Source organism: Lentzea sp. NPDC005914 (assembly GCF_040629405.1).
Lineage (GTDB): Bacteria > Actinomycetota > Actinomycetes > Mycobacteriales > Pseudonocardiaceae > Lentzea.
Map to the genome: position 1 here is coordinate 41136 of NZ_JBEXVQ010000014.1, position 22404 is coordinate 63539.

19 protein-coding genes are annotated in these 22404 nt (G+C 69.2%); 5 read left to right on the plus strand and 14 right to left on the minus strand.

The window, feature by feature from the left end; translation table 11 throughout:
• Nucleotides 1-29 precede the first annotated feature (29 nt).
• From hutI to ABZ345_RS20780, 7 genes are all read right to left on the minus strand, one after another.
• The gene (hutI, locus tag ABZ345_RS20750; RefSeq protein WP_359850905.1) at nucleotides 30-1163 is read right to left on the minus strand and encodes an imidazolonepropionase; all 1134 of its coding nucleotides are present in this window, start codon (nucleotides 1161-1163) and stop codon (nucleotides 30-32) included.
• Entirely contained in the window at nucleotides 1160-2434 is a 1275-nt protein-coding gene (locus ABZ345_RS20755) for a formimidoylglutamate deiminase (protein ID WP_359850908.1), read from the minus strand. Before ABZ345_RS20755 ends, hutI begins: the two co-directional genes overlap by 4 nt.
• Nucleotides 2431-3600 carry an allantoate amidohydrolase gene (locus ABZ345_RS20760; RefSeq protein WP_359850911.1) on the minus strand — a complete coding sequence of 390 codons (1170 nt, stop codon included), beginning with the start codon at nucleotides 3598-3600 and terminating at the stop codon, nucleotides 2431-2433. Before ABZ345_RS20760 ends, ABZ345_RS20755 begins: the two co-directional genes overlap by 4 nt.
• On the minus strand, nucleotides 3600-5240 hold the full coding sequence (hutU, locus tag ABZ345_RS20765; RefSeq protein ID WP_359850914.1) for a urocanate hydratase: 1641 nt from the start codon (nucleotides 5238-5240) through the stop codon (nucleotides 3600-3602). The genes ABZ345_RS20760 and hutU overlap by 1 nt, the downstream gene beginning before the upstream one ends.
• The gene (hutH, locus tag ABZ345_RS20770) at nucleotides 5240-6745 is read right to left on the minus strand and encodes a histidine ammonia-lyase (protein WP_359850917.1); all 1506 of its coding nucleotides are present in this window, start codon (nucleotides 6743-6745) and stop codon (nucleotides 5240-5242) included. Before hutH ends, hutU begins: the two co-directional genes overlap by 1 nt.
• A gap of 78 nt (nucleotides 6746-6823) precedes the next feature.
• Entirely contained in the window at nucleotides 6824-7765 is a 942-nt protein-coding gene (locus ABZ345_RS20775; protein WP_359850920.1) for a hypothetical protein, read from the minus strand.
• Entirely contained in the window at nucleotides 7762-8289 is a 528-nt protein-coding gene (locus ABZ345_RS20780; RefSeq protein ID WP_359850923.1) for a SigE family RNA polymerase sigma factor, read from the minus strand. Before ABZ345_RS20780 ends, ABZ345_RS20775 begins: the two co-directional genes overlap by 4 nt.
• Nucleotides 8290-8402: 113 nt before the next feature.
• Between ABZ345_RS20780 and ABZ345_RS20785 the strand changes: the two genes are divergently transcribed.
• The 4 genes from ABZ345_RS20785 to ABZ345_RS20800 are packed head-to-tail and all read left to right on the plus strand — an operon-like array spanning nucleotide 8403 to nucleotide 11466.
• A complete protein-coding gene (locus tag ABZ345_RS20785) occupies nucleotides 8403-9188 on the plus strand; it encodes an IclR family transcriptional regulator (RefSeq protein ID WP_359850926.1) in 786 nt (261 codons plus the stop codon).
• Nucleotides 9189-9224: 36 nt separating this feature from the next.
• Nucleotides 9225-9647, plus strand: coding sequence for a MarR family transcriptional regulator (locus ABZ345_RS20790; RefSeq protein WP_359850929.1), 423 nt, complete (start codon nucleotides 9225-9227; stop codon nucleotides 9645-9647).
• Nucleotides 9648-9658: 11 nt separating this feature from the next.
• Nucleotides 9659-10489, plus strand: coding sequence for a haloalkane dehalogenase (locus ABZ345_RS20795; RefSeq protein WP_359850932.1), 831 nt, complete (start codon nucleotides 9659-9661; stop codon nucleotides 10487-10489).
• Between the two features lie 5 nt (nucleotides 10490-10494).
• Nucleotides 10495-11466, plus strand: coding sequence for a GNAT family N-acetyltransferase (locus ABZ345_RS20800; RefSeq protein ID WP_359850935.1), 972 nt, complete (start codon nucleotides 10495-10497; stop codon nucleotides 11464-11466).
• A 54-nt stretch (nucleotides 11467-11520) separates the two neighbouring features.
• Here ABZ345_RS20800 and ABZ345_RS20805 read toward each other — a convergent pair whose 3' ends face one another.
• Genes ABZ345_RS20805 through ABZ345_RS20820 form a run of 4 tightly spaced genes read right to left on the minus strand, consistent with a single transcriptional unit; the run spans nucleotide 11521 to nucleotide 14802 of the window.
• Nucleotides 11521-12417 (minus strand): ABC transporter substrate-binding protein, encoded by an 897-nt coding sequence (locus tag ABZ345_RS20805; RefSeq protein WP_359850938.1) that lies wholly within the window; start codon nucleotides 12415-12417, stop codon nucleotides 11521-11523.
• Nucleotides 12414-13079, minus strand: a complete 666-nt coding sequence (locus tag ABZ345_RS20810; protein WP_359850941.1) for an ABC transporter permease — start codon at nucleotides 13077-13079, stop codon at nucleotides 12414-12416. The genes ABZ345_RS20805 and ABZ345_RS20810 overlap by 4 nt, the downstream gene beginning before the upstream one ends.
• Before the next feature lie 5 nt (nucleotides 13080-13084).
• The gene (locus ABZ345_RS20815) at nucleotides 13085-13723 is read right to left on the minus strand and encodes an ABC transporter permease (RefSeq protein WP_359850944.1); all 639 of its coding nucleotides are present in this window, start codon (nucleotides 13721-13723) and stop codon (nucleotides 13085-13087) included.
• On the minus strand, nucleotides 13720-14802 hold the full coding sequence (locus tag ABZ345_RS20820; RefSeq protein ID WP_359850947.1) for an ATP-binding cassette domain-containing protein: 1083 nt from the start codon (nucleotides 14800-14802) through the stop codon (nucleotides 13720-13722). Before ABZ345_RS20820 ends, ABZ345_RS20815 begins: the two co-directional genes overlap by 4 nt.
• A gap of 132 nt (nucleotides 14803-14934) precedes the next feature.
• Between ABZ345_RS20820 and ABZ345_RS20825 the strand changes: the two genes are divergently transcribed.
• Entirely contained in the window at nucleotides 14935-16482 is a 1548-nt protein-coding gene (locus ABZ345_RS20825) for a bis-aminopropyl spermidine synthase family protein (protein ID WP_359850950.1), read from the plus strand.
• Here ABZ345_RS20825 and ABZ345_RS20830 read toward each other — a convergent pair.
• The 3 genes from ABZ345_RS20830 to ABZ345_RS20840 all read right to left on the minus strand — a co-directional run bounded on the left by ABZ345_RS20830 (nucleotide 16479) and on the right by ABZ345_RS20840 (nucleotide 22197).
• Nucleotides 16479-17756 carry a pentapeptide repeat-containing protein gene (locus ABZ345_RS20830; RefSeq protein ID WP_359850953.1) on the minus strand — a complete coding sequence of 426 codons (1278 nt, stop codon included), beginning with the start codon at nucleotides 17754-17756 and terminating at the stop codon, nucleotides 16479-16481. The genes ABZ345_RS20825 and ABZ345_RS20830 overlap by 4 nt on opposite strands.
• Nucleotides 17647-20823, minus strand: coding sequence for an EAL domain-containing protein (locus ABZ345_RS20835; protein WP_359850956.1), 3177 nt, complete (start codon nucleotides 20821-20823; stop codon nucleotides 17647-17649). The genes ABZ345_RS20830 and ABZ345_RS20835 overlap by 110 nt, the downstream gene beginning before the upstream one ends.
• A gap of 225 nt (nucleotides 20824-21048) precedes the next feature.
• Nucleotides 21049-22197, minus strand: coding sequence for a malic enzyme-like NAD(P)-binding protein (locus ABZ345_RS20840; protein WP_359851400.1), 1149 nt, complete (start codon nucleotides 22195-22197; stop codon nucleotides 21049-21051).
• Nucleotides 22198-22404 lie beyond the last annotated feature (207 nt).

Sequence of the window (22404 nt, forward strand, 5' to 3'; positions counted from 1 at the left end):
CCCACACGGAGGGTTATGAGAGGGATTCCTCAGATGACGCGTTCGCCCCGACGCCACACCGAATGAGTCAACGGGACGCCTGGCCGATACGCCAGATGCGTGATCGACGGCGCGTCCAGAACGTGGAGGTCAGCGCGCGCACCAGGCCTGATGACGCCGACGTCGTCTCTTCGCAGCGCTTGCGCTCCTCCAGCCGTTGCCGACCACACCGCTTCCTCGACCGTCATGCGCATCTGCAGGACCGCTGTCGTCACGCAGAACGCCATCGACGAGGTGTACGACGAGCCGGGGTTGCAGTTGCTCGCCAGCGCGACCGTGGCACCCGCGTCCAGCAGGGCGCGGGCCGGGGGCAGTGACTGACGGGTCGAGAGGTCGCAGGCCGGGAGCAGCGTGGCGACCGTGTCCGACGACGCCAGCGCGTCGATGTCCTGTTGCGACAGATAGGTGCAGTGGTCGACGGACGCGGCGCCGAGCTCGACGGCCAGTCGCACACCGGGGCCTTCGCCGAGCTGGTTGCCGTGCACGCGCAGGCCCAGGCCCTTGGCTTTCGCCGCTTCGAGCACCGCCTTGGACTGGTCGTAGTCGAACGCGCCCTTCTCGCAGAACACGTCCGCCCAGCGCACGAGGGGTGCGACGGCGTCGAGCATCTCGCCGCGGACCAGGTCGACGTACGTGTCGGCGTCCTCGCCGGGCGGGACGAGGTGGGCGCCGAGGAACGTGACCTCGTCGGCGTGCTCGGCGGCGATGCGGGCACTGCGCACCTCGTCCGGGACGTTCAGGCCGTAGCCGGTCTTCGTCTCGATGAACGTCGTGCCCTGCTTGAGGGCCTCGGCGACGTGCTTGCGGACGACCTCCGACAGTTCGGCGTCGGTGGCCTGCCTCGTCGCGTTGACCGTCACGGCGATGCCGCCCGCCGTGTAGGGCTTGCCGGCCATGCGCGCGCCGAACTCGGCGGTGCGGTCGCCCGCGAAGACCAGGTGGGTGTGGCTGTCGACCCAGCCGGGCAGCACAGCGCGGCCCTCGACGTCGACTTTCTCGTCGGCGGCCGGAGCGCTTCCGGACTGGCCCACCCACGCGACCTGCCCGCCGTCGATGATCAGCGCGTCACCGGTGGCCTCGGTGTTCGTGGTCAGCTCACCGATGCCGGTGATCAGCACGCTCATGCCCACAGCTCCTCGATCGCGTCCGCCAGCAGCCTGCCGACGTCTCCCAGAGTCTCGTGCACGCCATTGGACGCGACCACCCGGCCGCCGACCACCACGGTGTCCACATCGGACGCGGTGGCTGACATGAACACCTGCTGCGGCAACGAACCCGCGGTGCGCGGTGTCGAGCAGCTGATCGCCACGAGGTCGCAGGGGGCGCCCGGTTCGATTCGCCCCGCGTCCCAGCCGAGTGCGTCGTGGCGCGTGGCGGCCCGAAGCAGCTCGGCCGGAGAGAAACGGCCGCGCTGGCCCGTGCGCAGACGTTCGTTGTGTTCCAGAGCACGGGTTTCCAGCAGCGGGTCGATCACCGCGTGCTGGTCGCTGCCCAGCGACAGCGGGCTGCCGGCGTCGGCGAGCTCGCGGGCCGGGCCGATGCCGTCGGCCAGGTCGGCCTCGGTAGTCGGGCAGAAGCACGCGCCGGTGCCGGACCCGCCCAGCAGCGCGATGTCCTCGGGCGTCAGGTGCGTGGCGTGCACGGCGGTCGTGCGCGGCGAGAGAGCACCTGCTTCGGCGAGGATTCCGGACGGGGTGAGGCCGTACGCGGCGAGGCAGGCCTCGTTCTCTGCGGGCTGCTCGGAGAGGTGGACGTGCAGCGGAGCGTCCGGGAACGCTTGCGTCACAACGGGAAGTTCGTCACGCGGGACAGCTCGCACCGAATGGATGGCGGCACCGACCCGCATCACGTCATCGGACTTGAGTTCTCCGACACGGCTGGCCCACGCCTCGGCAGAGCCGTCGGAGAAGCGTTGCTGCACCTCGTTCAGCGGCTGGTCGATGCCGCCCGCGAGGTAACAGGTGTCCAGCAACGTCAAGCGGATGCCGGCGTCGGCCGCGGCCTCGCGCAGGCAGTGGCCGAACTCGTTCGACCTGTCGTGGAGGTAGTGGAACTCGCCGACGGTCGAGACGCCTGCCAGCGCCATCTCGCCGTAGACCGCGCGGGCGAGGCGGTAGTAGGACTGCGGGGTGAGTTTGGAGGCCAGCGCGTACATGCCTTCGCGCCACGTCCAGAACGTGCCGCCGCCGTCGTGCGTGCGGCCTCGGAGGGCGCGGTGGAAGGCGTGCGAGTGGGCGTTCGCGAAGCCCGGCACGACGACACCGTGCAGCCTTTTGACGCCGAGCGGGATCGTGTCCACTTCGGACACTGAGCTGATCACGCCGTTGTCGACCCGGACCAGCACGCGTTCGGCGAGTCCGCCGGGCAGCCACGCCCGCTCGCACCAGAAGTTCATGAGCCGAGGTGTTCGAGCGTCGCGGCCAGGGCCTTCACACCTTCGTCGACGTCGGCCTGCTCGGCGAACTCCTCCGGCGCGTGGCTGACGCCGGTGGGGTTGCGCACGAACAACATCGCGGTCGGCACGTGCGCGGCGAGGATGCCCGCGTCGTGGCCCGCACCCGTCGGGAGTGCCGGAACGCCGCCGAGCGCTCCCGCGATGTCGTCCCGCAGTTCGGTGTCGAAGTACACCGTGTCGCCGTACGACTCCTCGGTGATCCTCACTTCACACCCCTCTTCCTCGGCGGCTCGGTGTGCCGCCTCGGAGATCTCGGCGACCATCGCGCGGGTGCGCTCGTCGTCGGTGTCGCGTGCGTCCAGCCAGACGTCCACTGTGGACGCGATGACGTTGGTGCCGCCGGGGTTGGGGACGAGCCTCCCCACGGTGGCGCGCCCGCCGTCCCTGGCCGCTTTGCGCGCTGCCAGAACGAGTTGCGACGCCGGGAGCATCGGGTCCTTCCGGTCCTCGATCAGCGTGGCGCCGGCGTGGTTGCCTTCGCCGCTGAACGTGAAGCGCCACCGGCCGTGCGCCAGGATGCTGCTCGCGACGCCGACCGGGACCGTCAGGCCGCGGCCCTGCTCGACGTGCAGCTCGACGAACTGGCCGATGCGCCCGAGGGCTTTTCGGTCCTTGCCCACCAGGTCCGGGTCGTAGCCCGCGGCCCTCATGGCTTCGGCGAGCGTGATGCCGTCCGGGTCCTTGAGGTTGAGCGCCTTGCCGGCGTCGATGGCACCGGTGAGCAGCCTGCTGCCCAGGCACGCGACGCCGAACCTGCCGCCCTCCTCCTCGGCGAAAACGGTGATGGCGAACGGCCTGTGCGGCGTGAACCCCTTGGCCTGCAGGAGATCCACGGCCTGCAGGGAGCTGGTCACGCCGAGCGGCCCGTCGAACGCGCCGCCGCCGGGAACGGAGTCCAGGTGGCTGCCGGTGACGAGCGCGTTGTCGCCGCGCTCGCCCCACCAGGCCCAGAGGTTGCCGTTCTGGTCGGTCTCGACGTTCAGGCCGCGTTTGACGGCCTGCTCGACGAACCAGTGCCGGAGCTCGAGCTCGGGCTTGTCGTAGCCGTGGCGGGAGTAGCCGCCGCGCTTGAGGTCCCGCCCGACGTCCACGATCTGGTCGAGCATCAGCCCTCCATCGGGATGCGCACGCCCTTGTCCGCGGCCACGGACTTGGCCTCGTCGTACCCGGCGTCCACGTGCCGGATGACGCCCATGCCCGGGTCGTTGGTCAGCACGCGCTCGATCTTCTGCGCGGCGAGCTCGGTGCCGTCCGCGACCGTCACCTGACCGGCGTGGATCGAGCGCCCGATGCCCACGCCACCACCGTGGTGGATCGACACCCAGGTCGCACCCGAGGCCGTGTTGACCAGGGCGTTGAGCAGCGGCCAGTCGGCGATCGCGTCGGAACCGTCGGCCATCGCCTCGGTCTCGCGGTACGGGGAGGCCACCGAGCCGCAGTCGAGGTGGTCGCGGCCGATCACAATCGGCGCGGACAGCTCGCCGGACGCCACCATCTCGTTGAACTTGAGGCCCGCGAGGTGCCGCTCGCCGTAGCCCAGCCAGCAGATGCGGGCGGGCAGGCCCTGGAACTCGACGCGCTCACCGGCCATCTTGATCCACCGGTGCAGCTGCTCGTTCTCCGGGAAGAGCTCCAGGATGGCGGCGTCGGTCTTGGCGATGTCGGCCGGGTCGCCGGACAGCGCGGCCCAGCGGAACGGGCCCTTGCCCTCGCAGAACAGCGGCCGGATGTACGCGGGCACGAAGCCGGGGAACGCGAACGCGCGGTCGTAGCCGCCGAGCTGGGCCTCGCCGCGGATCGAGTTGCCGTAGTCGAACACCTCGGCGCCGCGGTCCATGAAGCCGACCATCGCCTCGACGTGGTCGGCCATCGACTTCCGCGCCCGGTCGGTGAACTCCTCCGGCTTCGCGGCGGCATACGTTGCCCAGTCCTCCAGCGCGACACCGACCGGCAGGTACGCCAGCGGGTCGTGCGCGGAGGTCTGGTCGGTCACGATGTCGACGGCGACCTCGCGACGCAGCAGCTCGGGCAGGATCTCCGCCGCGTTGCCCACCACACCAACGGAAACGGCCTCGCCGGCGGCCTTCGCGGCCAGCACCCGCTCGATCGCCGAGTCCAGGTCGTCAGCCACCTCGTCGAGGTAGCGGGTCTCCAGGCGACGCTGCGCGCGGTGCGGGTCGACCTCGATGCAGAGCGCGACGCCCTCGTTCATCGTCACGGCCAGAGGCTGCGCACCGCCCATGCCACCGAGACCGGCCGTCACGGTCAGAGTGCCGCGCAACGTGCCACCAAAACGCTTGGTGGCGACGGCGGCGAACGTCTCGAAGGTGCCCTGCAGGATGCCCTGGGTGCCGATGTAGATCCACGAACCGGCGGTCATCTGCCCGTACATCGTGAGGCCCTCGGCCTCGAGACGGCGGAACTCGGGCCAGTTCGCCCAGTCCGGCACCAGGTTCGAGTTCGCGATGAGCACGCGCGGCGCCCACTCGTTCGTGCGCATGACGCCCACCGGACGTCCGGACTGCACGAGCAGCGTCTCGTCGGCCTCGAGGTTCTTGAGCTCGCGGGAGATCGCGTCGAACGACGGCCAGTCGCGGGCGGCCTTGCCGGTGCCGCCGTAGACGACCAGGTCCTCGGGGCGCTCGGCGACGTCGGGGTCGAGGTTGTTGTGGAACATCCGCAGGGCGGCCTCGGTGGACCAGTTCTTCGCGGTCAGCGAGGTGCCGCGGTCAGCGCGTACGACCATTACAGAGCTCCACTTCGAATCAGGGCCTCGGCGGCGGCGATCTCGGGTGCGAGGTGGCGGTCGGGACCGGGTCCCTGGACCGTCTCGCGCAGCTTCGCCACGGCGGCGGCCGTCGCGGGGGCGGGCTTGAGGGGCGCGCGCAGATCCAGTGCGCGCGCGGCGGTCAAAAGCTCAATCGCCAGGACGGTGGTGAGACCGTCCACGGCCTTGCGCAGCTTGCGTGCGGCGGACCAGCCCATCGACACGTGGTCCTCCTGCATGGCGGAGGACGGGATCGAGTCGACGGACGCCGGCACCGCGAGCCGCTTGAGCTCGGACACGATGGCCGCCTGGGTGTACTGGGCGATCATGTGGCCGGAGTCGACGCCGGGGTCGTCAGCGAGGAACGGCGGCAGGCCGTGCGAGCGCGAGACGTCGAGCATGCGGTCGGTGCGGCGCTCGGCGATGGAGGCCACGTCCGCGAGCGGGATGGCCAGGAAGTCCAGCGCGTAGGCGACCGGGGCACCGTGGAAGTTGCCGTTCGACTCGACCCGGCCGTCCGCCAGCACCACGGGGTTGTCGATCACCGACGACAGCTCGCGGTCGGCCACCGTCGCCGCGTACGCCACGGTGTCGCGAGCGGCGCCGTGCACCTGCGGGGAGCAGCGCAGCGAGTACGCGTCCTGCACGCGGGTGCAGTCCGGGCCGCGGTGCGAGGCGACGATCTCGGAGTCGCGCAGGAACGCGAGCATCCGCGCAGCTGAGAGGTTCTGGCCGGGGTGCGGGCGCAGGGCGTGCAGTTCGGGCTCGAAGACGCGGTCGGTGCCGAGCAGCGCCTCGACGCTCATCGCGGCCGTGAGGTCGGCGATGTCGAGCAGCCTGGTGAAGTCCGCGATCGCCAGCGACAGCATGCCGAGCATGCCGTCGGTGCCGTTGATCAGCGCGAGGCCTTCCTTCTCGGCCAGCTGCACGGGTTCGATGCCGGCTTCGGCCAGCGCCTCGGCCGCGGGGACGAGCTCGTCGCACGAGTTGCGGACCATGCCCTCGCCCATCAACGCCAGCGCGTTCGCCGAGAGCGGCGCCAGGTCGCCGGAGCAGCCCAGCGAGCCGAACTCGTGCACCACCGGGGTGATGCCGGCGTTCAGCATGCCCGCCATCGCGTCCACAGTGGACAGACGGACGCCGGTGTGGCCGGTCGCGAGGGTGCGCAGCCGCAGCAGCATCAGCGCCCGCACGACCTCCCGCTCGACCTCGGGACCGGAACCGGCGGCGTGCGAGCGGATCAGCGACCGCTGCAGCTGGGCACGGCGGTCCGGCGGGATGTGCCGGACGGCCAGCGCGCCGAACCCGGTCGAGACGCCGTAGGTGGGGCGTTCGGCCGTGGCGAGCTGTTCGATGTGGCCGCGGGCGGTGGTGACCGCCTCACGGGCCGCCTCGGTGATCTCCACCGGGGCGCCGTCACGGGCGACGGCATGAACGTCCTCGAGGGTCAGAGGCTTCGGACCCAGCTCCACCGGTTGTCGCATGCAGACATCACAGCGCTCCGGGGCCGAGTCAGCGACCCCGGAGCGCGGATGCGTGTCTGGGACTCCAGACAGGCCCGCCTAGAGGCCCTGGCCGATCCAGGACGTGTCCGGTGATGGTGCGATCGAGACGGCGTTCGCGCGCTCGACCAGCTTGGCCTCGTTCGCGTCGTGGTCGAGCACGGAGATCCACACCGGGCCGTCCTGCACGACGAGCCTGCCTCCGCTGAAGACACGGCCCTGCTTGCCGCGCACGGTGACCGGAGTGCCGACTCCCGCGCCGGCCGGCTCACCGGTGGTCACCTCGACCGCGACCGATCCCACGTGCAGCAGCGCGCCCCAGTCCGAAGAGCTGGTGCCCCACATCTCCTGGGCGTCACGGCCGTCGAGGTTGAACACCCTCTTGTGCACGACCTTCGAGTCGGCTCGCACCGACTCGGCGACCTGCAGCGCGATCTGCCGCACGTCGGCGAACCCGCGCACGCTGATCTTCAGCAGGTCCTGGGCCTGCCACACGACCTCAGCGGTCTGACCGGGCGACTGGCCCTGTCTCAGCGCGATCTTCGCCTTCAACCCGCGAACCGAGGTGTCCTGCCAATCCCCGCCCGCCGGCTGGTCGCCGCCCACGATCAGTGCGATCTGGGGGCCGCCGTCGGTGAACGGGTAGCCCTTGGCGCCCGAGGGCACCCAGACCCGGTGGATCTCCCGATCCGCCATGCGGAAGTTCTCGACGTAGCCCTCCGGCAGCCAGTGCGGCGCGTACTTGAGCGCGACGCCCTGTCCGTTGGTCGGCAGGAGCGCGGCGGCCGCGTCGTTCGGGCTCGGTGGCGCGTACCTGTCGCTGGCGATGACGCCCGCGAAGATCAGCACGGCGACGGCGGCGACTCCGGCGGCGGCGATCATGAAGACGTTGCGGTGCCTCTTGCGCTTGCGCCGCAGGGCGTTGAGCGTCGGCCCCGGATGCGGAGTGCGTTCGGCGAGCTTGCCGAGCGCCTCCTTGACGAGCTGTTCGGTGTCGTTCACGACAGGCCCTCCCCGAGCCGCAACCCGACACCAGCGGGTTCCGGCGTGTGTTCCAGGCGGAGTGTGGCCAGCGCACGCGAGATGTGGCTGCGCACGGTTCCCTCGGCACAACCGAGCATCTGTGCGATCTCCGAGTCCTCGTAGTTCTCGTAGTAGCGGAGCACGACCGCGGCCCGCTGTTTGCGGGGGAGCTTGGCGATCCGCTGCAACATTGCTTCCCGCTCGTCGTAGTGGTGCGTCGTGTCTCCGACGGGCGGTGTGACGGACTCCAGCGTCGTCATGCAGAGGGCGACGTCCTTGGCGGCCCTGCGCCGGCGCCACGAGAGGTACTCGTTGGTCACCATGCGCTTGACGTAGGCGTTGGGGAGGTCGACTGAACCGATGCGATCCCACTTCTGCTGCGCACGCAGCAGCACTTCCTGGACCACGTCCTGGGCCAGGTGCGGGTCACACGTGAGCACGGTGGCGTAGCGCAGCAACGGGGTCACCTGTTCTGCCACGAAGTCATCGAAACTCGGTGTCAATCCCGACCCCCTTAAAAACCGTCACGCCACTCCAACGCACGTGCGGGCTGTTCTGTTGAGTGTGCACTGATGGCGGAACGGCGTGGGCTGGATCACGTGGGAAAATCACTGTTGTGGGCAGCAGCAGTGACGTTCCCGCACTGCGGCGTGGACTCGCGGTGCTGCGATTGCTGGCGGGCAGACCTGGACCGGTCTCCGCGGCGTCGGTGGCGCGCGAGCTGAATCTGCCCAGGTCAACGACCTATCACCTGCTGTCGGAGCTGACCGAGGCCGGCTTCGCGACGCACTTTCCCGAGGAGAAGCGGTACGGCCTGGGCGTCGCCTCGTTCGAACTCGGCTCCGCCTACCTTCGCCACGACCCGCTGGAACGTCTGGCCCGCCCGCTGCTGCGCAAGCTCGCCGACCGGATGGAGAAGGTCGCCCATCTGGGTGTTCTGCACGGTGCCGAGGCTCTGTACCTGGTGCGCGAGCAGCCGCGGCAGCCGCAGACGATCGTGTCCGACGTCGGTGTCCGGCTGCCCGCACATCTGACGGCCTCCGGGCGCGCGATGCTGGCGCACGTACCTCCTGCGCAGGTCAGGGCGTTGTTCCCGTCCGTCGCCTCCTTCGTCGACAGGACCGGGCGCGGGCCGCACAACCTGCCCGCGTTGCGCCGGTTGCTGACCAACGAGCGTCGTCTGGGCTGGGCGGTCGAGGACGGGTTCGTGACGGTGGGGTTCGCGTCCGTGGCGGCGCCGGTGTTCGACCACGGCGAGCGGCCGATCGCGGCCATCACGCTGACGTTCCGGCACGTGTGCGACACGCCCTGCGGCCAGACGTGGCCTGAGCTGGCCAAAGAGGTGCGCAAGGCAGCTGAGGAACTGACCGCGCGCATTGGTGGTCACGCGGCTCCAGCTTAGTAGCCATGTACATAGTAGCCATGTACCGTATCTGCCATGAGCAGTGCGGAGTTCTCCGCTGGACACCTCGTGTGGCGTCTGGCGATGAAGTGGCGGACGGCCGTGGACCGCGCGTTGGACCCTCTCGGCCTGACGCACGCGCAGTACGTCGTGCTCTCGTCGTTGGTGGCGCTGGACCGGCCGTCGCAGCGCGAACTGGCTTATCACACAGGCCTTGAAGCGTTGTACGTCTCGAAGCTGGCGCGCTCTTTGGAAGCGTCGGGGTTCATCTCGCGCACACGGGATGCCGTCGACACACGGACCGTGCGGCTGTCGCTGACTCCGCACGGGCGCACGACCGTGGAGCCCGCGATCGCGCTGGTCAGCTCGCTGCTGGACCGGCTGCTGGAGCCGTTGGGCGACCGTGCCGACACCTTCTCGCGCGAGCTCGTCGCCCTGCTCGCCGTTCCGCTCTCCTGAGGAGTTCTGTCATGCCTGTTGTCCCCGTTCTCGACTCGACCATGCACTACGAGCAGTCCGGCTCCGCGCCGTTCGTGTTCCTGCACGGCAACCCCGGCTCATCTTTTGCATGGCGCCACGTGCTGCCCGAGTTGGGTGGCCTGGCGCCCGACCTGATCGGCATGGGCCGCTCGGGCAAGCCGGACATCGCCTACTCGTTCGCCGACCACGCCCGCTACCTCGACGCGTGGTTCGACTCCCTCGATCTGGACCGCGTGGTCTTGGTGGGCCACGACTGGGGTGGCGCGCTGGCGTTCGACTGGGCGGCCCGGCACCCCTCACGTGTTGCCGGGATCGCCTTCTTCGAGACGATCGTGAAGCCGATGACCGGCTCCGAGCTCCCGTTGCCCGCGCAGGAACGGGTCCGGAGGTTCCGCACCACCGAGGTGCTGGAGGACAACGGGTTCGTGCGCCAGGCATACACCGGCGGTGTGCTCACGCCCGTCTCGGACTCCGACATGGCCGCGCACCTGGCGCCGTTCCCCGACGCGTCGAGCCGGCGTCCGGTGCTCGCGTGGGCGCGGCAGATGCCGTTCGACGGCGAGCCCGCCGAACTGATCCCGCGCGTCGAGGCCTACGACGCCTGGCTGGCCGAGTCGCAGGTGCCCAAGCTGCTGCTCACCTTCGAAGGCTCGCCGACGTTGCTGATCGGGCCGCAGTTGCGCGCCTGGTGCGAGCAGAACATCGCCGCGCTGGACGTGGTTTCCGTTGGCGAGGCCGGACATCACGCGCAGGAGGACAGGCCGAAGGAGATCGCCGCCGAGGTCGCCGCGTGGACGGAGCGCCACCGCCTGGTTGCATAGCGCGCATGGGGGTAATCGATATCGAGGAACTCGACTTCGCCAACGCCGCCGAGGCCGACCAGCGCGAGCTCTTCGACCTTCAGGTGGACTGGTGGACGAAAGCGATGCCACCACGCCGGCTGCCGGATTTCAGCGGGTGGGTGCGCCGCAATCAGACGCCCGAAGGCAACTGGGGCCGCGCACGGTTCCTGGTCGCACGGGAGAACGGGCACGTCGTCGGATACGCGTACGGATACCTGCCGACGACGGACAACACCCACCTGGTCGCGGGCAGCACCATCGTGGGCGAGCAGTGGCGGCGCCGGGGCATCGGCACCGCGCTGCTCCGGCACGCCCTGCGCCTGGCGAACCGCGACACCGCAGGAGTCTCGTGGATTCCTGGTGACAGCGAGGGCGCGCGGTGGGCCACCCGCCGTGGTTTCACGGTCGTCAGCTCACTCACCCTGCAGGACCTCGTGCTCACCGATCCGCTGCCGGAGGTGGGCGAGGTCCCGCCAGGACACCGGTTGGTGCAGTGGACCGGGCGAGCGCCGGACGACCTGCTCGACGCCTACGTCGACGCGCTCAACACGACGGGCGACCAGCCCATGGGCGACAGCCCGTACGAGCTGGCGACGTTCACGCGGGAACGGGTGCGTCAGGCGGAGGACGAACTGCTCGCCGCCGGTGGCGAGGTGTGGGTCGTCCTCGCGCTGCACGGCACCGAGGCCGCCGCGGTGACGGTGTTGCACCGAAGGCTCTCGCGGCCTTCTGTCGGCCATCAACAGCACACCGGTGTGCTTCGCGCACATCGCGGCAAGGGACTCGGACGGCTCGTCAAGGCGCACCTGCTGCACCAGCTCACCGGCTTCGAGATCATCGAGACCGAGACGAACACCACCAACGAGCAGATGCTCAGGATCAATCACTCGCTCGGTTTCACCGACCGGCTCATCACCGTCGACCTGAGCGCCCGCGTGGCCGATCTGATGCTGTGAAACGAGAAACGGGGCGAACACCTGCCGGTGTCCGCCCCGTTGTCCTTCGTCAGATCAGATTCCCGCGGAGGCCAGCCACTCCTTGGCGACCTTCTCCGGCTCCGGCTTGTCCGGCGACGACAGCTTCTGGTTCAGGTCCAGCAGCGTCTTCGTGTCGATCTTCTTCGAGATGGCGTTGAGGGTGTCGCGGACCTGCTGCGACGCCTTCTTCTCGTTGACGAGCGGCAGGACGTTCTGCGCGGCGAAGACGTTCTTCGGGTCCTCGAGCACCACGAACTCGTTGGCCTTGATGGCGGCGTCGGTCGTGAACAGGTCGGCCGCCTGCACCGTGTTGTCCTTCAGGCCGGCCACGGTCAGCGGTCCGCCGACGTCGAGGGCCTTGAACTCCTTGAACTCGCAGGCGTACTTGGCCTTCAGGCCGGGCAGGCCGTCGGGGCGGTTCTGGAACTCCGCCGGGCCGCCGAAGACCAGTTCCTTGCAGTACGGCACGAGGTCGTCGATCGACTTGAGGCTGTACTGCGCGGCGATCTGCTTGGTGACGACGACCGCGTCCTTGTCCTCGGCCGAGGACTTGTCCAGCACGGTCAGGCCCTGCGGCAGCGACTTCTTCAGCGCCGTGTAGACCTCGTCGGCGCTGACCTCCTGGGCTTCCTTGTTGACGTGCTTGAGAAGCACGCCGCTGTACTCCGGGATCAGGTCGATCGAGCCGTCCTGCACGCCCTTGAAGTACAGCTCGCGGTTGCCGATGTTCAGCTTCTTGGAGACCTTGACGCCCTTGGCCGCCAACGCTTGCGCGTAGATCTCGGCCAGCACGGTCGACTCCGGGAAGTTGGCGGAGCCCACGACGATCGTGTCCGTCGGGGCCGGGTTGTTGCCGCCGCCCTGCAACGGGTCACCGCCGCACGCCGACAAGAGCATCACGGCAGCGACAGCCGTGGCGATGCGCTTCATTTCGTTCCTCCGGTTCCCACTGGACGCAGCCCTGGCGAGACCGTCAGCCTTTGCAGGCCGGCGAACCCCAGGTCGACGAGAACGGCGAGCAGTGCCACGAGCACCGCGCCGGCGAGCATCTGACCGAACTCCTGCAGGGCGAGGCCGTCGAAGACGAACCTGCCGAGACCACCGGCGCCGGTGTAGGCGGCGATGGTGGCGGTCGCGACGACCTGCAGTGCGGCGCCGCGAAAACCGCCGAAGATCAACGGAAGCGCGTTCGGGATCTCCACCTGGAGCAACACACCCGACTCGCGCATGCCGACGCCTCGTGCCGCGTCGACGGTCACCGGGTCGACCGCGCGGATGCCCGCGTAGGTGCCCGCCATGATCGGCGGGATCGCCAGCAGCACCAGCGCGACGTACACCGGGAAGTCACCGAGACCCGCCCACAGCACGACGAGGATCAGCACCGCGGTCGTCGGCAGAGCGCGCAGCACGTTGGAGAGCCCGACGATCACGAACCCGCCCTTGCCGGTGTGGCCGACGAACGCGCCGAGCGGGACCGCGATCACCGCGGCGATCACCAGCGTCAGCAACGTGTAGCCGAGATGTTCCAGCAGCCGCACCGGGATCCCGGTCGTGCCGGACCAGTGCGCGGGGTCGAAGAGCCAGCCACCCATTCAGCTCACCTCCCCGCCCTTGCCCACGGCGTGAGCACTCGCCCGATCAGCAACAGCAATCCGTCCGCCAGCGCCGCGAGCACGACCGTCCCGATGAGACCCGCGAAGACCTTGGCGCTGTTGTCGGTCTGGTAGCCCTCGGTGAAGAGCTGGCCGTAACCGCCGAGGCCGACGAGCGCGCCGACGCTCACCATGCTGATGTTCGACACCGTCGCAACGCGCAAGCCCGCGATCGTGACCGGCAGGGCGAGCGGGAAGTCGACGGTGAGGAACCTGCGCAACGGCCGGAACCCCATCGCGTTCGCCGCGGCGGTGACGTGGCCCGGCACCGCCGACAGCGCGTCGGCGACCGAGCGGACCATCAGCGCGACCGTGTAGATGGTCAGCGGCACGATGACGTTGATCTCGTCGAGGATCTTCACGCCGAGCAGCACCGGGGTGATCACGATCAGCGCGATGGACGGGATCGTGAACAGGATGTTGGCCAGCGGGAAGAGGATCGCGCGCGCCGTGGACGACCGGCTCGCCACCCACCCCAGGGGGATGGACAGCACGAACCCGATCAGCACCGGCACGACGGAGAGCCGGAGGTGCACCTCGGTGACTTCCCAGAACCTTTCCCAGTTCTCGAAAATCCAGGTCACTTCGGGACCTCACCCGCCGCGCGGGCCTTCGCGAGCGCCTTGATCACGTCGTCCGCCTTGACCACGCCGGTGACCGCGCCCTTGTCGTCGACCACCACGCCGAGCGCGGACGGCGAGCTGAGGGCCGCGTCGAGCGCGCCGCGCAACGTGCCGCCGTCGTAGAGGGAGCCGCCGGAGATCAGGTGGTGGTCACCGACCTCGACCTCACCGTCCACACCGGACAGCCAGCCCTTGGGCCGGTTCGCGTCGTCGACGACGAGCGTCCAGTCCGTGACGGTGATCCGCTCACCGAGCCTGGCCGTGCTGATGGGGTGCACGGGCACGTCGGCGTGCAGGAACGTGAGGGTGCGGTAGCCGCGGTCCCTGCCGACGAAGGACGCCACGAAGTCGTTGGCGGGCGCGGCCAGCAGCTCGGTCGGCTTCGCGTACTGCGCGAGGTGCCCGCCCGTCTGGAACACCGCGACGCGCTCGCCGAGCTTCAACGCTTCGTCGATGTCGTGCGTGACGAACACGATCGTCTTGTCGAGTTCCGCTTGCAGGCGAAGAAGTTCGTTCTGCAGGTCTTCCCTGACGACGGGGTCGACCGCGCTGAACGGTTCGTCCATCAACAACACGGGCGGGTCGGCCGCCAGCGCACGGGCGACGCCCACGCGTTGCTGCTGACCGCCACTGAGCTGAGCCGGGTAGCGCTTGCCAAACGCCGGGTCGAGCCCGACGATCTCCAGCAACTCCGCGGCACGGGTGCGCGCCTTGCGTCTGTCCCAACCGGACAGCAGCGGCACGGTCGCGACGTTGTCCAGCACGGTGCGGTGCGGGAACAGCCCCGCCTGCTGGATCACGTAGCCGATGCCGCGGCGCAGCGTCGGCGGGTCGACGGACAGGACGTCCTTGCCGTCCACCAGGATCGTGCCCGACGTCGGGTCGATCATGCGGTTGACCATGCGCAGCGACGTCGTCTTGCCGCAGCCGGAAGGACCGACGAACACCGTGATGGTGCCCGCCTCGACCGCGAGGTCGAGCTCGTCGACAGCGATGGTCCCGTCCTCGAACCGCTTGGTGACGGCCCGGAACTCGATCACCCTTCGGATCCCTCCGGTCGTGACGGTCACCCGATTTGGACCGCCCTGGATGCAGATCCCTAGGACCTTAACTCGTTCGGCGTACCCCGGCACAGCGTTCCACCATGTGACAGGCCGTATGGTTTCGGGCTTGTGACGATCGACCAGGTTCGCCAGTTGGTAGCGGAGCGCGGCGTGCACGCCCGCAAGCTCCGCGAAGTGTTGTCCCTGCTCAGCGAGGACTGGCACCCGCTGGCCGAGCTCGTGCGCCTGCCCGCCGTGCCCCGCCGCACCGTCCAGGACCTGCTCAAGGCCCTCGGTGACGACGCCGAATCTTCAGACGATCGTTATCGCATCGCGCCCGGTGCCGTAGCCGCGTATCGGGACAGTTTCGGCATCTCAGGCGTCCGCGACCACAACGACGTGCTGCGCCAGATCCTCGTCGACATCGCCGATGTGCCGCCGCCTTTGTCCTCGTTGGACCACGTGCAGGCCACCGCCGAGACGGCCCTGAACCGCGCGGTGTGGCTGGACTCCGTCTACGACCTGGCGGGCAAGCGTTTGCTGTGCCTGGGCGACCACGACCTGACCTCGCTGGCCGTGGCCGCGGTCAACCCCCACGTGTCGATCACGGTCGTGGATCTGGACGAGCGGCTGCTGGAGTTCATCGACTCCCGCGCCTCCGCACGCGGTCTGGACATCCGGACGTTGCACTGCGACATGCGTTTCGGGCTGCCCGCCTCGGTTCTCGAGTCCGTCGACCTCGTGTTCAGCGACCCGCCCTACTCGCCGGAGGGCATGGGCCTGTTCGCCGGCCGTGCCGTCGAGGCGCTGGCCGACGTGGCCGACGGCCGGGTGCTGCTGGCCTACGGGTTCTCCGACCGCACGCCCGCGCTGGGCCTGAAGGTGCAGCAGGAGTTGCAGAAGCTCGGGTTGGTGTTCGAGGCGATCCTGCCCGCGTTCCACCGGTTCGACGGCGCCCAGGCCATCGGATCGGCCGCCGATCTGTACGTGTGCAGGCCGACCGGGCGACGTGCGGTGACGGGTGGCACGCGGATCTACACGCACGGCGCGCAGTCCGTGGAGTCCTCGGGCCCGTCGAAGGAAGCTCTCACGGCTTTGTCGGAACTGGCGCCGCGCCCCGAGTCCTCGCCGCCGCCCAAGCCCCGCGCCGCCGGCTGGGCCGAGCCCGTCGGCAAGGGCGCGGCGTCGCTGGCCGTCGACCTGTCGGCGGATCCGGGGCCGTGGTTGCTGCGGACCCTGCTGGCTTCGTCGCCGGCGCGGCTGGCGTGCCTGGTGCCGAACAACCATCCCGCGGTCTCGTCGGCGGCGGGGCAGACGGAGCTGCAGGAGCTGGTGCGGACCCGGTTCACGCTGAAATTCCTGCGCAACAACCCGGACAGCAAGACCACGATCGTCGTCGCCGACCAGGTGCTCACCGGCACGCTGTCGGTCGCGGACCGGGTGGTGCGCGAGATCCTGATGAAGGCGCACGGGAAGCTGCGCAACGTGTGGCGGGAGGCGTTGATCAGCGGGTCTTCCGGGTTGCTGACGAAGAACCAGGCTCGGGAGATCGTCGACAACGCGCCGATCGCCGAGGACGACTTGGAGCTGCGGCTGATCGACCTGCCTAAGCACCGGATCGCGGCGGTGTTGAGGGCGGTGGCGGACAGCGCGAAGTACCTGGAGCCGCCTGCTTAGTCCGCCGTCTCCACGGACTCGCGGCCGATCATGAGGCCGGACAGGTCCACGATCTTCTCGTCGAGGTCAGGACGCACCGAGAACGCCGCGTTCTCGAACGAGCTGCCGCGACCGAACTTCACGTCGGAGAACTCCGTGCTGCCAGCGAATCCGGCCGCTACGAAGTCAACACCGTCGCGGAAGATCGCGCCGATGAAGGTGCAGTAGCTCGCGAACTCAGCTCGCTCGAAGACCCCCTCACCGTCGAACAAGGTGCCTGCGAACACGGCCCGGCCGTCGAAACTCGCATCAACGAAGTATGCGAAGGCCCGAAATTGGGCGGAGGAGAACTCGGTATGGTGCTCGAACCGGGCATCGCCGAACTCCGCAGCATGTTCGAACACAGCGTGCTCGAAGCCGACCACTCCACCGAATGTTGCGCTGCTGAACTCGGCAACGTCCCTGAACACAGCCCGGGCGAAAGTCGCGTCACCGACAAACACGGCTTTGCCGAAGTTGGCCAAGCTCACTCTGCATCCGCTCATGTTGAAGTCGGCCAGCGTGGCGCCGGTGAGGTCGAACTCGAACAGTTCGGGCCAGTACTTCGGGTTCTCCTGTTCGGGTCTTTCAGGATCCGTGAACGGGCGAGAGCGCGTCGCGAGGAGTCGTTGGGCTGTCATCCGCACCTCGCGTTCTTCGGCCTTCTGCCCCTGCGTCGAGTCCGCGGCCGGATACGGCATCCGCAGGTAGGCGCAGAGCAGGTCGATCACGACCTGGCGGTGTTGCGGGTTGTCGTTCGCGAGTCGGTCGAGCGCGTACATGCCGGCCAGACGGACAGGAGCCTTGTCCGAACCCAGCTGGTCCGCAGCCTTCGTGTAGAGCTCAGTGACTCGCCGCTCAGCCGCGTCCAGGTCGCGCCCGTGCAGTTCTTCGCGGCGAACCTCCAGCTCAAGCTCCTGCGTCCGTTGCCGCCGAGCAGCCAAGTACAACGCGAACAGCCCGCCACCACCCACCGCAATGGCCGAGGCGACCTTCACCGCCTCCAGGTGCGCAGTCGCCCGCTTATCCACGTCGGCAAACCGCAGCGAGTCGATCCACACCCACAACACGACAAGAGCCGCCGCCGACACCAGAAGAATCGCCGCCGCGACAACCGGAACAGTCCAGCGCGGCAGCGGCGAACGACTATCCGGCACGCGGGATGTGCAGCGGACCAAGAGCCAGGATGGCCCGGAACTCCTTCGGCGGCACCGGACGCGAGAACAACCAGCCCTGGTACGCGTCCACGCCGACACCGCGCAGCACGTGGAACTGCGTGGCCGTCTCGACACCCTCGGCCACGCACTTGCGTCCCATCGCGCGGGCCATGTCCACGACGGCGCGGGCTACGGCGAAGTCCGAGGAGTCGTTGCCCACGCCGGAAACGAAGCGGCGGTCCACCTTGATGATCTGGGCCGGCAGGTCCTTCAGGCGGGCCAGCGACGAGTAGCCGGTGCCGAAGTCGTCGACGGCGAACTGCACGCCGCGCTTCACCAGTTCGTCCATCGACTGGCGGACGCGGGACGGCAGGTCTACGAACGCGGTCTCGACCAGTTCCAGCACCACGCGTTCCCACGGGACGCCGGACTCCATGATCGCGGTCGACACGATGTCGACGAACTCCGGATCGCCCGGCACCAGGCCCGCCAGGTTGATGGCCACCGACACCGGGCGGCCGTCGGGCGCGGGCCAGGTCGCGGCCTCCTTCAGCGCCGTCCGCAGCACCCAGCGGTCGAGTTCTCGCATCAGGTCGCCCTGCTCGGCGACCGGCAGGAACACGTCCGGCGGCAGCAGGCCGCGGTCCGGATGCGGCCAGCGCACCAGGGCCTCGGCGGTCAGCACGGCACCGTCCACACCGACGACCGGCTGGAAGTGCAACGCCAGACCGTCGTGCTGCAAGGCGTCGCGCAGCTGGCCTTCTAGGTGCACCTGGCGGTCCGCGGAAGCGATCAGCGCCGCCGAAGCCAGCGAGACCCGCCCGGCACCGTTGCGCTTCGCCTCGAACATGGCCGCGTCAGCGAACCTCAGCAAATCAGCGCCATTGGCTCGCGAGCCGTTGGGAACAGCCGCACCGATCGAGGCCGAGACCCGGACCAGCTGCCCGTGCACCGGAACCGCTGTCCTCAACAGGGAAGCGACCCGAGTGGCGAGAGCGTCCACGCCACCCACCGAGTCGATGTCCTCGCAGATGATCACGTACTCGTCGCCGGACAAACGCGCCGCGGTGCACCCATCAGGCAACCCGCCTTCAAGCCGGCGCGCCAGGGCCACCAGCAGCTCGTCGCCCGCGTCGTGGCCGAGAGAGTCGTTGACGCGCTTGAAGTTGTCGATGTCGCAGAAGAACACGGCGACCTTGGACCGGCCGGGGCCGTCCAGCAGCTTGCCGAGCATCTCCTTGACCAGAGCGCGGTTCGGCAGCCCGGTCAGCTCGTCGTGCGTCGCCTGGTGGCGCAGGGCTTCCGCGGTGCGGCGGCGTTCGGTGATGTCCAGGAACACGATCAGCCAGAACCTGCGGCCGTCGTCCTGCACGGACAACGCGATGTGCAGCTCGCAGTAGACCTTCTCGCCGTCGGGACGCACGAGGATGCGCTGCGGGATCTTCTGCGTGCGCTCGGCGGCCCACTGCAGTCCCGGCGAGGTGTCCTCGGGGTGGGTGAGCTGCTCCGCGGTCATGCCGCGCAGCTGCTCCAGCTCCATGCCCAGCAAGTCACAAAGTGCGTCGTTGGCGTCGACCAGGCGCTCGCCCTCGTCGAACAGGCCGATGCCGACCGGCGTGACCGACACCAGGTCCGTGAAGCGCTGCGAGGAACGCTTCATGCGAGCCTCGGCGGCACGCTGCTCCGTCACGTCCTGAGCGGTGCCGACGGCCAGCTGCTTGCCCTGCGGATCACGAACGATCATGCCGTGGCAGCGGAAGATCCGGGTGGAACCGTCGCGGCGCACCACGCGGTGCTCGCACTGCACGGCGATCTCGTCGACCGCGAGCTGGCGCCACAGGTCGTCGACCCAGGCGCGGTCCTCGGGGTGCACGAGGTCGAGGTAGTGCTGGTAGCTGCCCGCCACGTCGGCGGGGATGCCGTAGAGCTCGCGCAGCATGTCCGACCACACGACGTCGCCGGTCGCCGGGTTCCACTCCCACATGCCCAGGCGCGCGGCCTGCTGAGCGTCGGCCAGTCTGCGGCGGTCCTCGCGCATCTGGCGTTCCAGCTCGCGGGCCTCCGTGACGTCCTGGATGGTGCCGTGGAAGCGCTCTATGCGGCCCGACGGCGAAATTTCGGCGCGGGCGCGGCACATGTAGATGCGGTCGCCGGTCTCGCTGCGCACCTCGACCTCGACCGGGTCGTCGTCCTGGGCGTGCAGCAGCTGGTGCCGCAGGTTCTTGACGACTTCCCTGTCGTCCGGGTGCACGCCGCTGAGCAGGTCGTCGCCGGGCGTCATGCCGAGCTCGGCGTACATCTCCAGCAGCACCTCGCTGCGGTGCACCGCACGGGTGCCGGTCTCGTACGCCCAGCTGCCGATGCGGGCGATGCGCTGGGCTTCGAGCAGCCGCGCCCGTTCCTGCGCGAGCTCGGTGGCCGCGCGCTTGGACTCGGTGATGTCGCGGATGTAGCCGGTGATCTTGTCCAGCTGGCCGTCGTCGAGCAGCCTCGCCTCGGCGACACCGCGGATCCACCGCAGCTGGCCGTCCGGGCGCACGATCCGGTACTCGATGTCTATCGGGTCGCCGGTGATCTCGCGGCCCTGCCAGTACGACTCGACCATGTCGTAGTCGTCGGGGTGCACGACGTCGAGGACGGCCTGAGCGCCGGGCACGACGCCGCCGCGTTCGAGGCCGAGCAGCTCGTAGTGGGTGTCGGACCAGACGGTCAGGCCCGTCTCCGGGTCGTACTCCCACGAGCCCAGGTTCGCGACCCGCTGGACCTTGCGCAGCCGCCGCTGTTCGTCGCGCAACGCGTCGGCGGCGGCGGAGAGGTCGGAGACGTCGATCAGCAGAACGGCCTGCAGGCCTGTTCCGGGCACGGCGTGCCTGGCCACGCGCACCGGCAGCTCGGTGCGGTCGGCTCGTAACAACCGCAGGTCAGACTGGTTGCCGAGAAGCAGCTCGCCCAGCGGGTGCCCGACGAGGTCGTCGGCTCCCTGTGCGCCGGCCAGCTGCACGGCGGCGGGGTTCGCCTGCATGACGACGCCCTTGACGTCGACGAGCAACGACGGCGCGTCGGGCAGGGTCAGCCCGTCCAGCGTCACCGGAGGCTTCCCCGTCGTTGGCGCAGCCGTCCGTGCACGGCCGTTCACCACCGTCGCGCGTCCTACCCACTTGGGCACCGGCCCACCCTCTCCCGCATCCGCCGCCCGCGGCAATTCGGGTGGGCACGACAACGGCACCCGAACGGCGGCAAACACGAACCCTCTCCTCGGGTGAACACCCGAGGAGAGGGACGGTAGCGCTTCGGAGCGTCATCGCCCACCCCTGCACGGGTTAACGAAAAACCACGTTCGTGGTTCCGGTACTCGTGCACTTGCAAAAGGCGGGCGATTATCCGGGCTGGATCAGGCGACCCCGTCGGCCTTCGCGGCCAGGGCGACAGCCGCCGCGACCTCGGGTCCGACGCGCGGGTCCAGTGCGGACGGAACAATTCGATCTGGACCCAAATCATCTTTCGCAACGGCCAGAATGGCATCCGCGGCCGCGAGCTTCATGCCTTCGGTGATCCGGCGCGCACCCGCGTCGAGAGCCCCGCGGAAAATGCCGGGGAACGCGAGCACGTTGTTGATCTGGTTCGGGAAGTCGCTGCGGCCGGTCGCCACGATCGCGGCGTGCCGGGCGGCGACCTCCGGGTGCACCTCGGGGTCCGGGTTGGACAGTGCGAACACGATCGAGTCGTCCGCCATGCTCGCGATGAGGTCCTCGGACACCGTCGACGACGACACGCCGATGAAGGCGTCCGCGCCGCGCAGAGCCACGTCGATGCCGCCGTCGAGGTTGGCCTTGTTCGTGACCGCCGCGATCTCTTCCTTGATCGGGTTGAGGCCCGACCGGCCCGTGCGGACGATGCCCCGCGAGTCGATCAGCGTGATGTCGCCGACGCCGGCGGCGAGCAGGATCTTGGCGATCGCGATACCCGCGGCGCCCGCACCGGAGATGACCACCCGCTGGTCACCGATGTTCTTGCCGAGCACCGTGTTCGCGCCGTTCAACGCCGCCAGCGACACGACGGCCGTGCCGTGCTGGTCGTCGTGCATGACGGGGCAGTCGAGCGCCTCGATCAGCTTCTGCTCCAGCTCGAAGCAGCGCGGCGCGGAGACGTCCTCGAGGTTGACCGCGCCGAACGACGGGCGCAGCCGGACGAGCGTCTCGACGATCTCGTCCACGTCCGTCGTGTTCAGCACGAGCGGGATGGAGTCGAGGCCGCCGAACGTCTTGAACAGCGCGGACTTGCCCTCCATGACGGGCAGCGACGCGCTGGGGCCGATGTCGCCGAGGCCGAGCACCGCGGTGCCGTCGCTCACGACGACGACCAGGCGGTGGGCCCAGGTGTACTTCGCGGCGAGGGAGGCGTCCTCCGCGATGGCCTTGCTCACACGCGCGACACCGGGGGTGTACGCGATGGACAGCGCTTTCGGGTCAGCGAGCGAGGCGGTCGCGCCGACCTCGAGCTTCCCGCCCAGGTGCGCGTTGAAGATCTCCTCATCCGTCAACTGCGTCGGATCGGAGTTCTCGGTACGGGCTTCGTTCACTGCTGTCACGGCGTCCCTCCTGCGGTGCGGGCGGCGTAGTAGCCCCAACTGGGCTCATCACCAAACGGCGCACCGGCCCAGCGTTGTCACGCCGGGTGCACGGGGCCTGGAAACTCGGTCGATGCCCTCCGACGAGTTGCGTCGCAGAACCGCCCGAGTGCTGCGGGT

What these genes read in the sequence shown, in the direction of transcription:
- hutI (WP_359850905.1), bottom strand. Translation starts at nt 1,163, where the DNA reads ATGAGCGTGCTGATCACCGGCATCGGTGAGCTGACCACGAACACCGAG.
- ABZ345_RS20755 (WP_359850908.1), bottom strand. Translation starts at nt 2,434, where the DNA reads ATGAACTTCTGGTGCGAGCGGGCGTGGCTGCCCGGCGGACTCGCCGAA.
- ABZ345_RS20760 (WP_359850911.1), bottom strand. Translation starts at nt 3,600, where the DNA reads ATGCTCGACCAGATCGTGGACGTCGGGCGGGACCTCAAGCGCGGCGGC.
- hutU (WP_359850914.1), bottom strand. Translation starts at nt 5,240, where the DNA reads ATGGTCGTACGCGCTGACCGCGGCACCTCGCTGACCGCGAAGAACTGG.
- hutH (WP_359850917.1), bottom strand. Translation starts at nt 6,745, where the DNA reads ATGCGACAACCGGTGGAGCTGGGTCCGAAGCCTCTGACCCTCGAGGAC.
- ABZ345_RS20790 (WP_359850929.1), top strand. Translation starts at nt 9,225, where the DNA reads ATGAGCAGTGCGGAGTTCTCCGCTGGACACCTCGTGTGGCGTCTGGCG.
- ABZ345_RS20795 (WP_359850932.1), top strand. Translation starts at nt 9,659, where the DNA reads ATGCCTGTTGTCCCCGTTCTCGACTCGACCATGCACTACGAGCAGTCC.
- ABZ345_RS20800 (WP_359850935.1), top strand. Translation starts at nt 10,495, where the DNA reads ATGGGGGTAATCGATATCGAGGAACTCGACTTCGCCAACGCCGCCGAG.
- ABZ345_RS20805 (WP_359850938.1), bottom strand. Translation starts at nt 12,417, where the DNA reads ATGAAGCGCATCGCCACGGCTGTCGCTGCCGTGATGCTCTTGTCGGCG.
- ABZ345_RS20810 (WP_359850941.1), bottom strand. Translation starts at nt 13,079, where the DNA reads ATGGGTGGCTGGCTCTTCGACCCCGCGCACTGGTCCGGCACGACCGGG.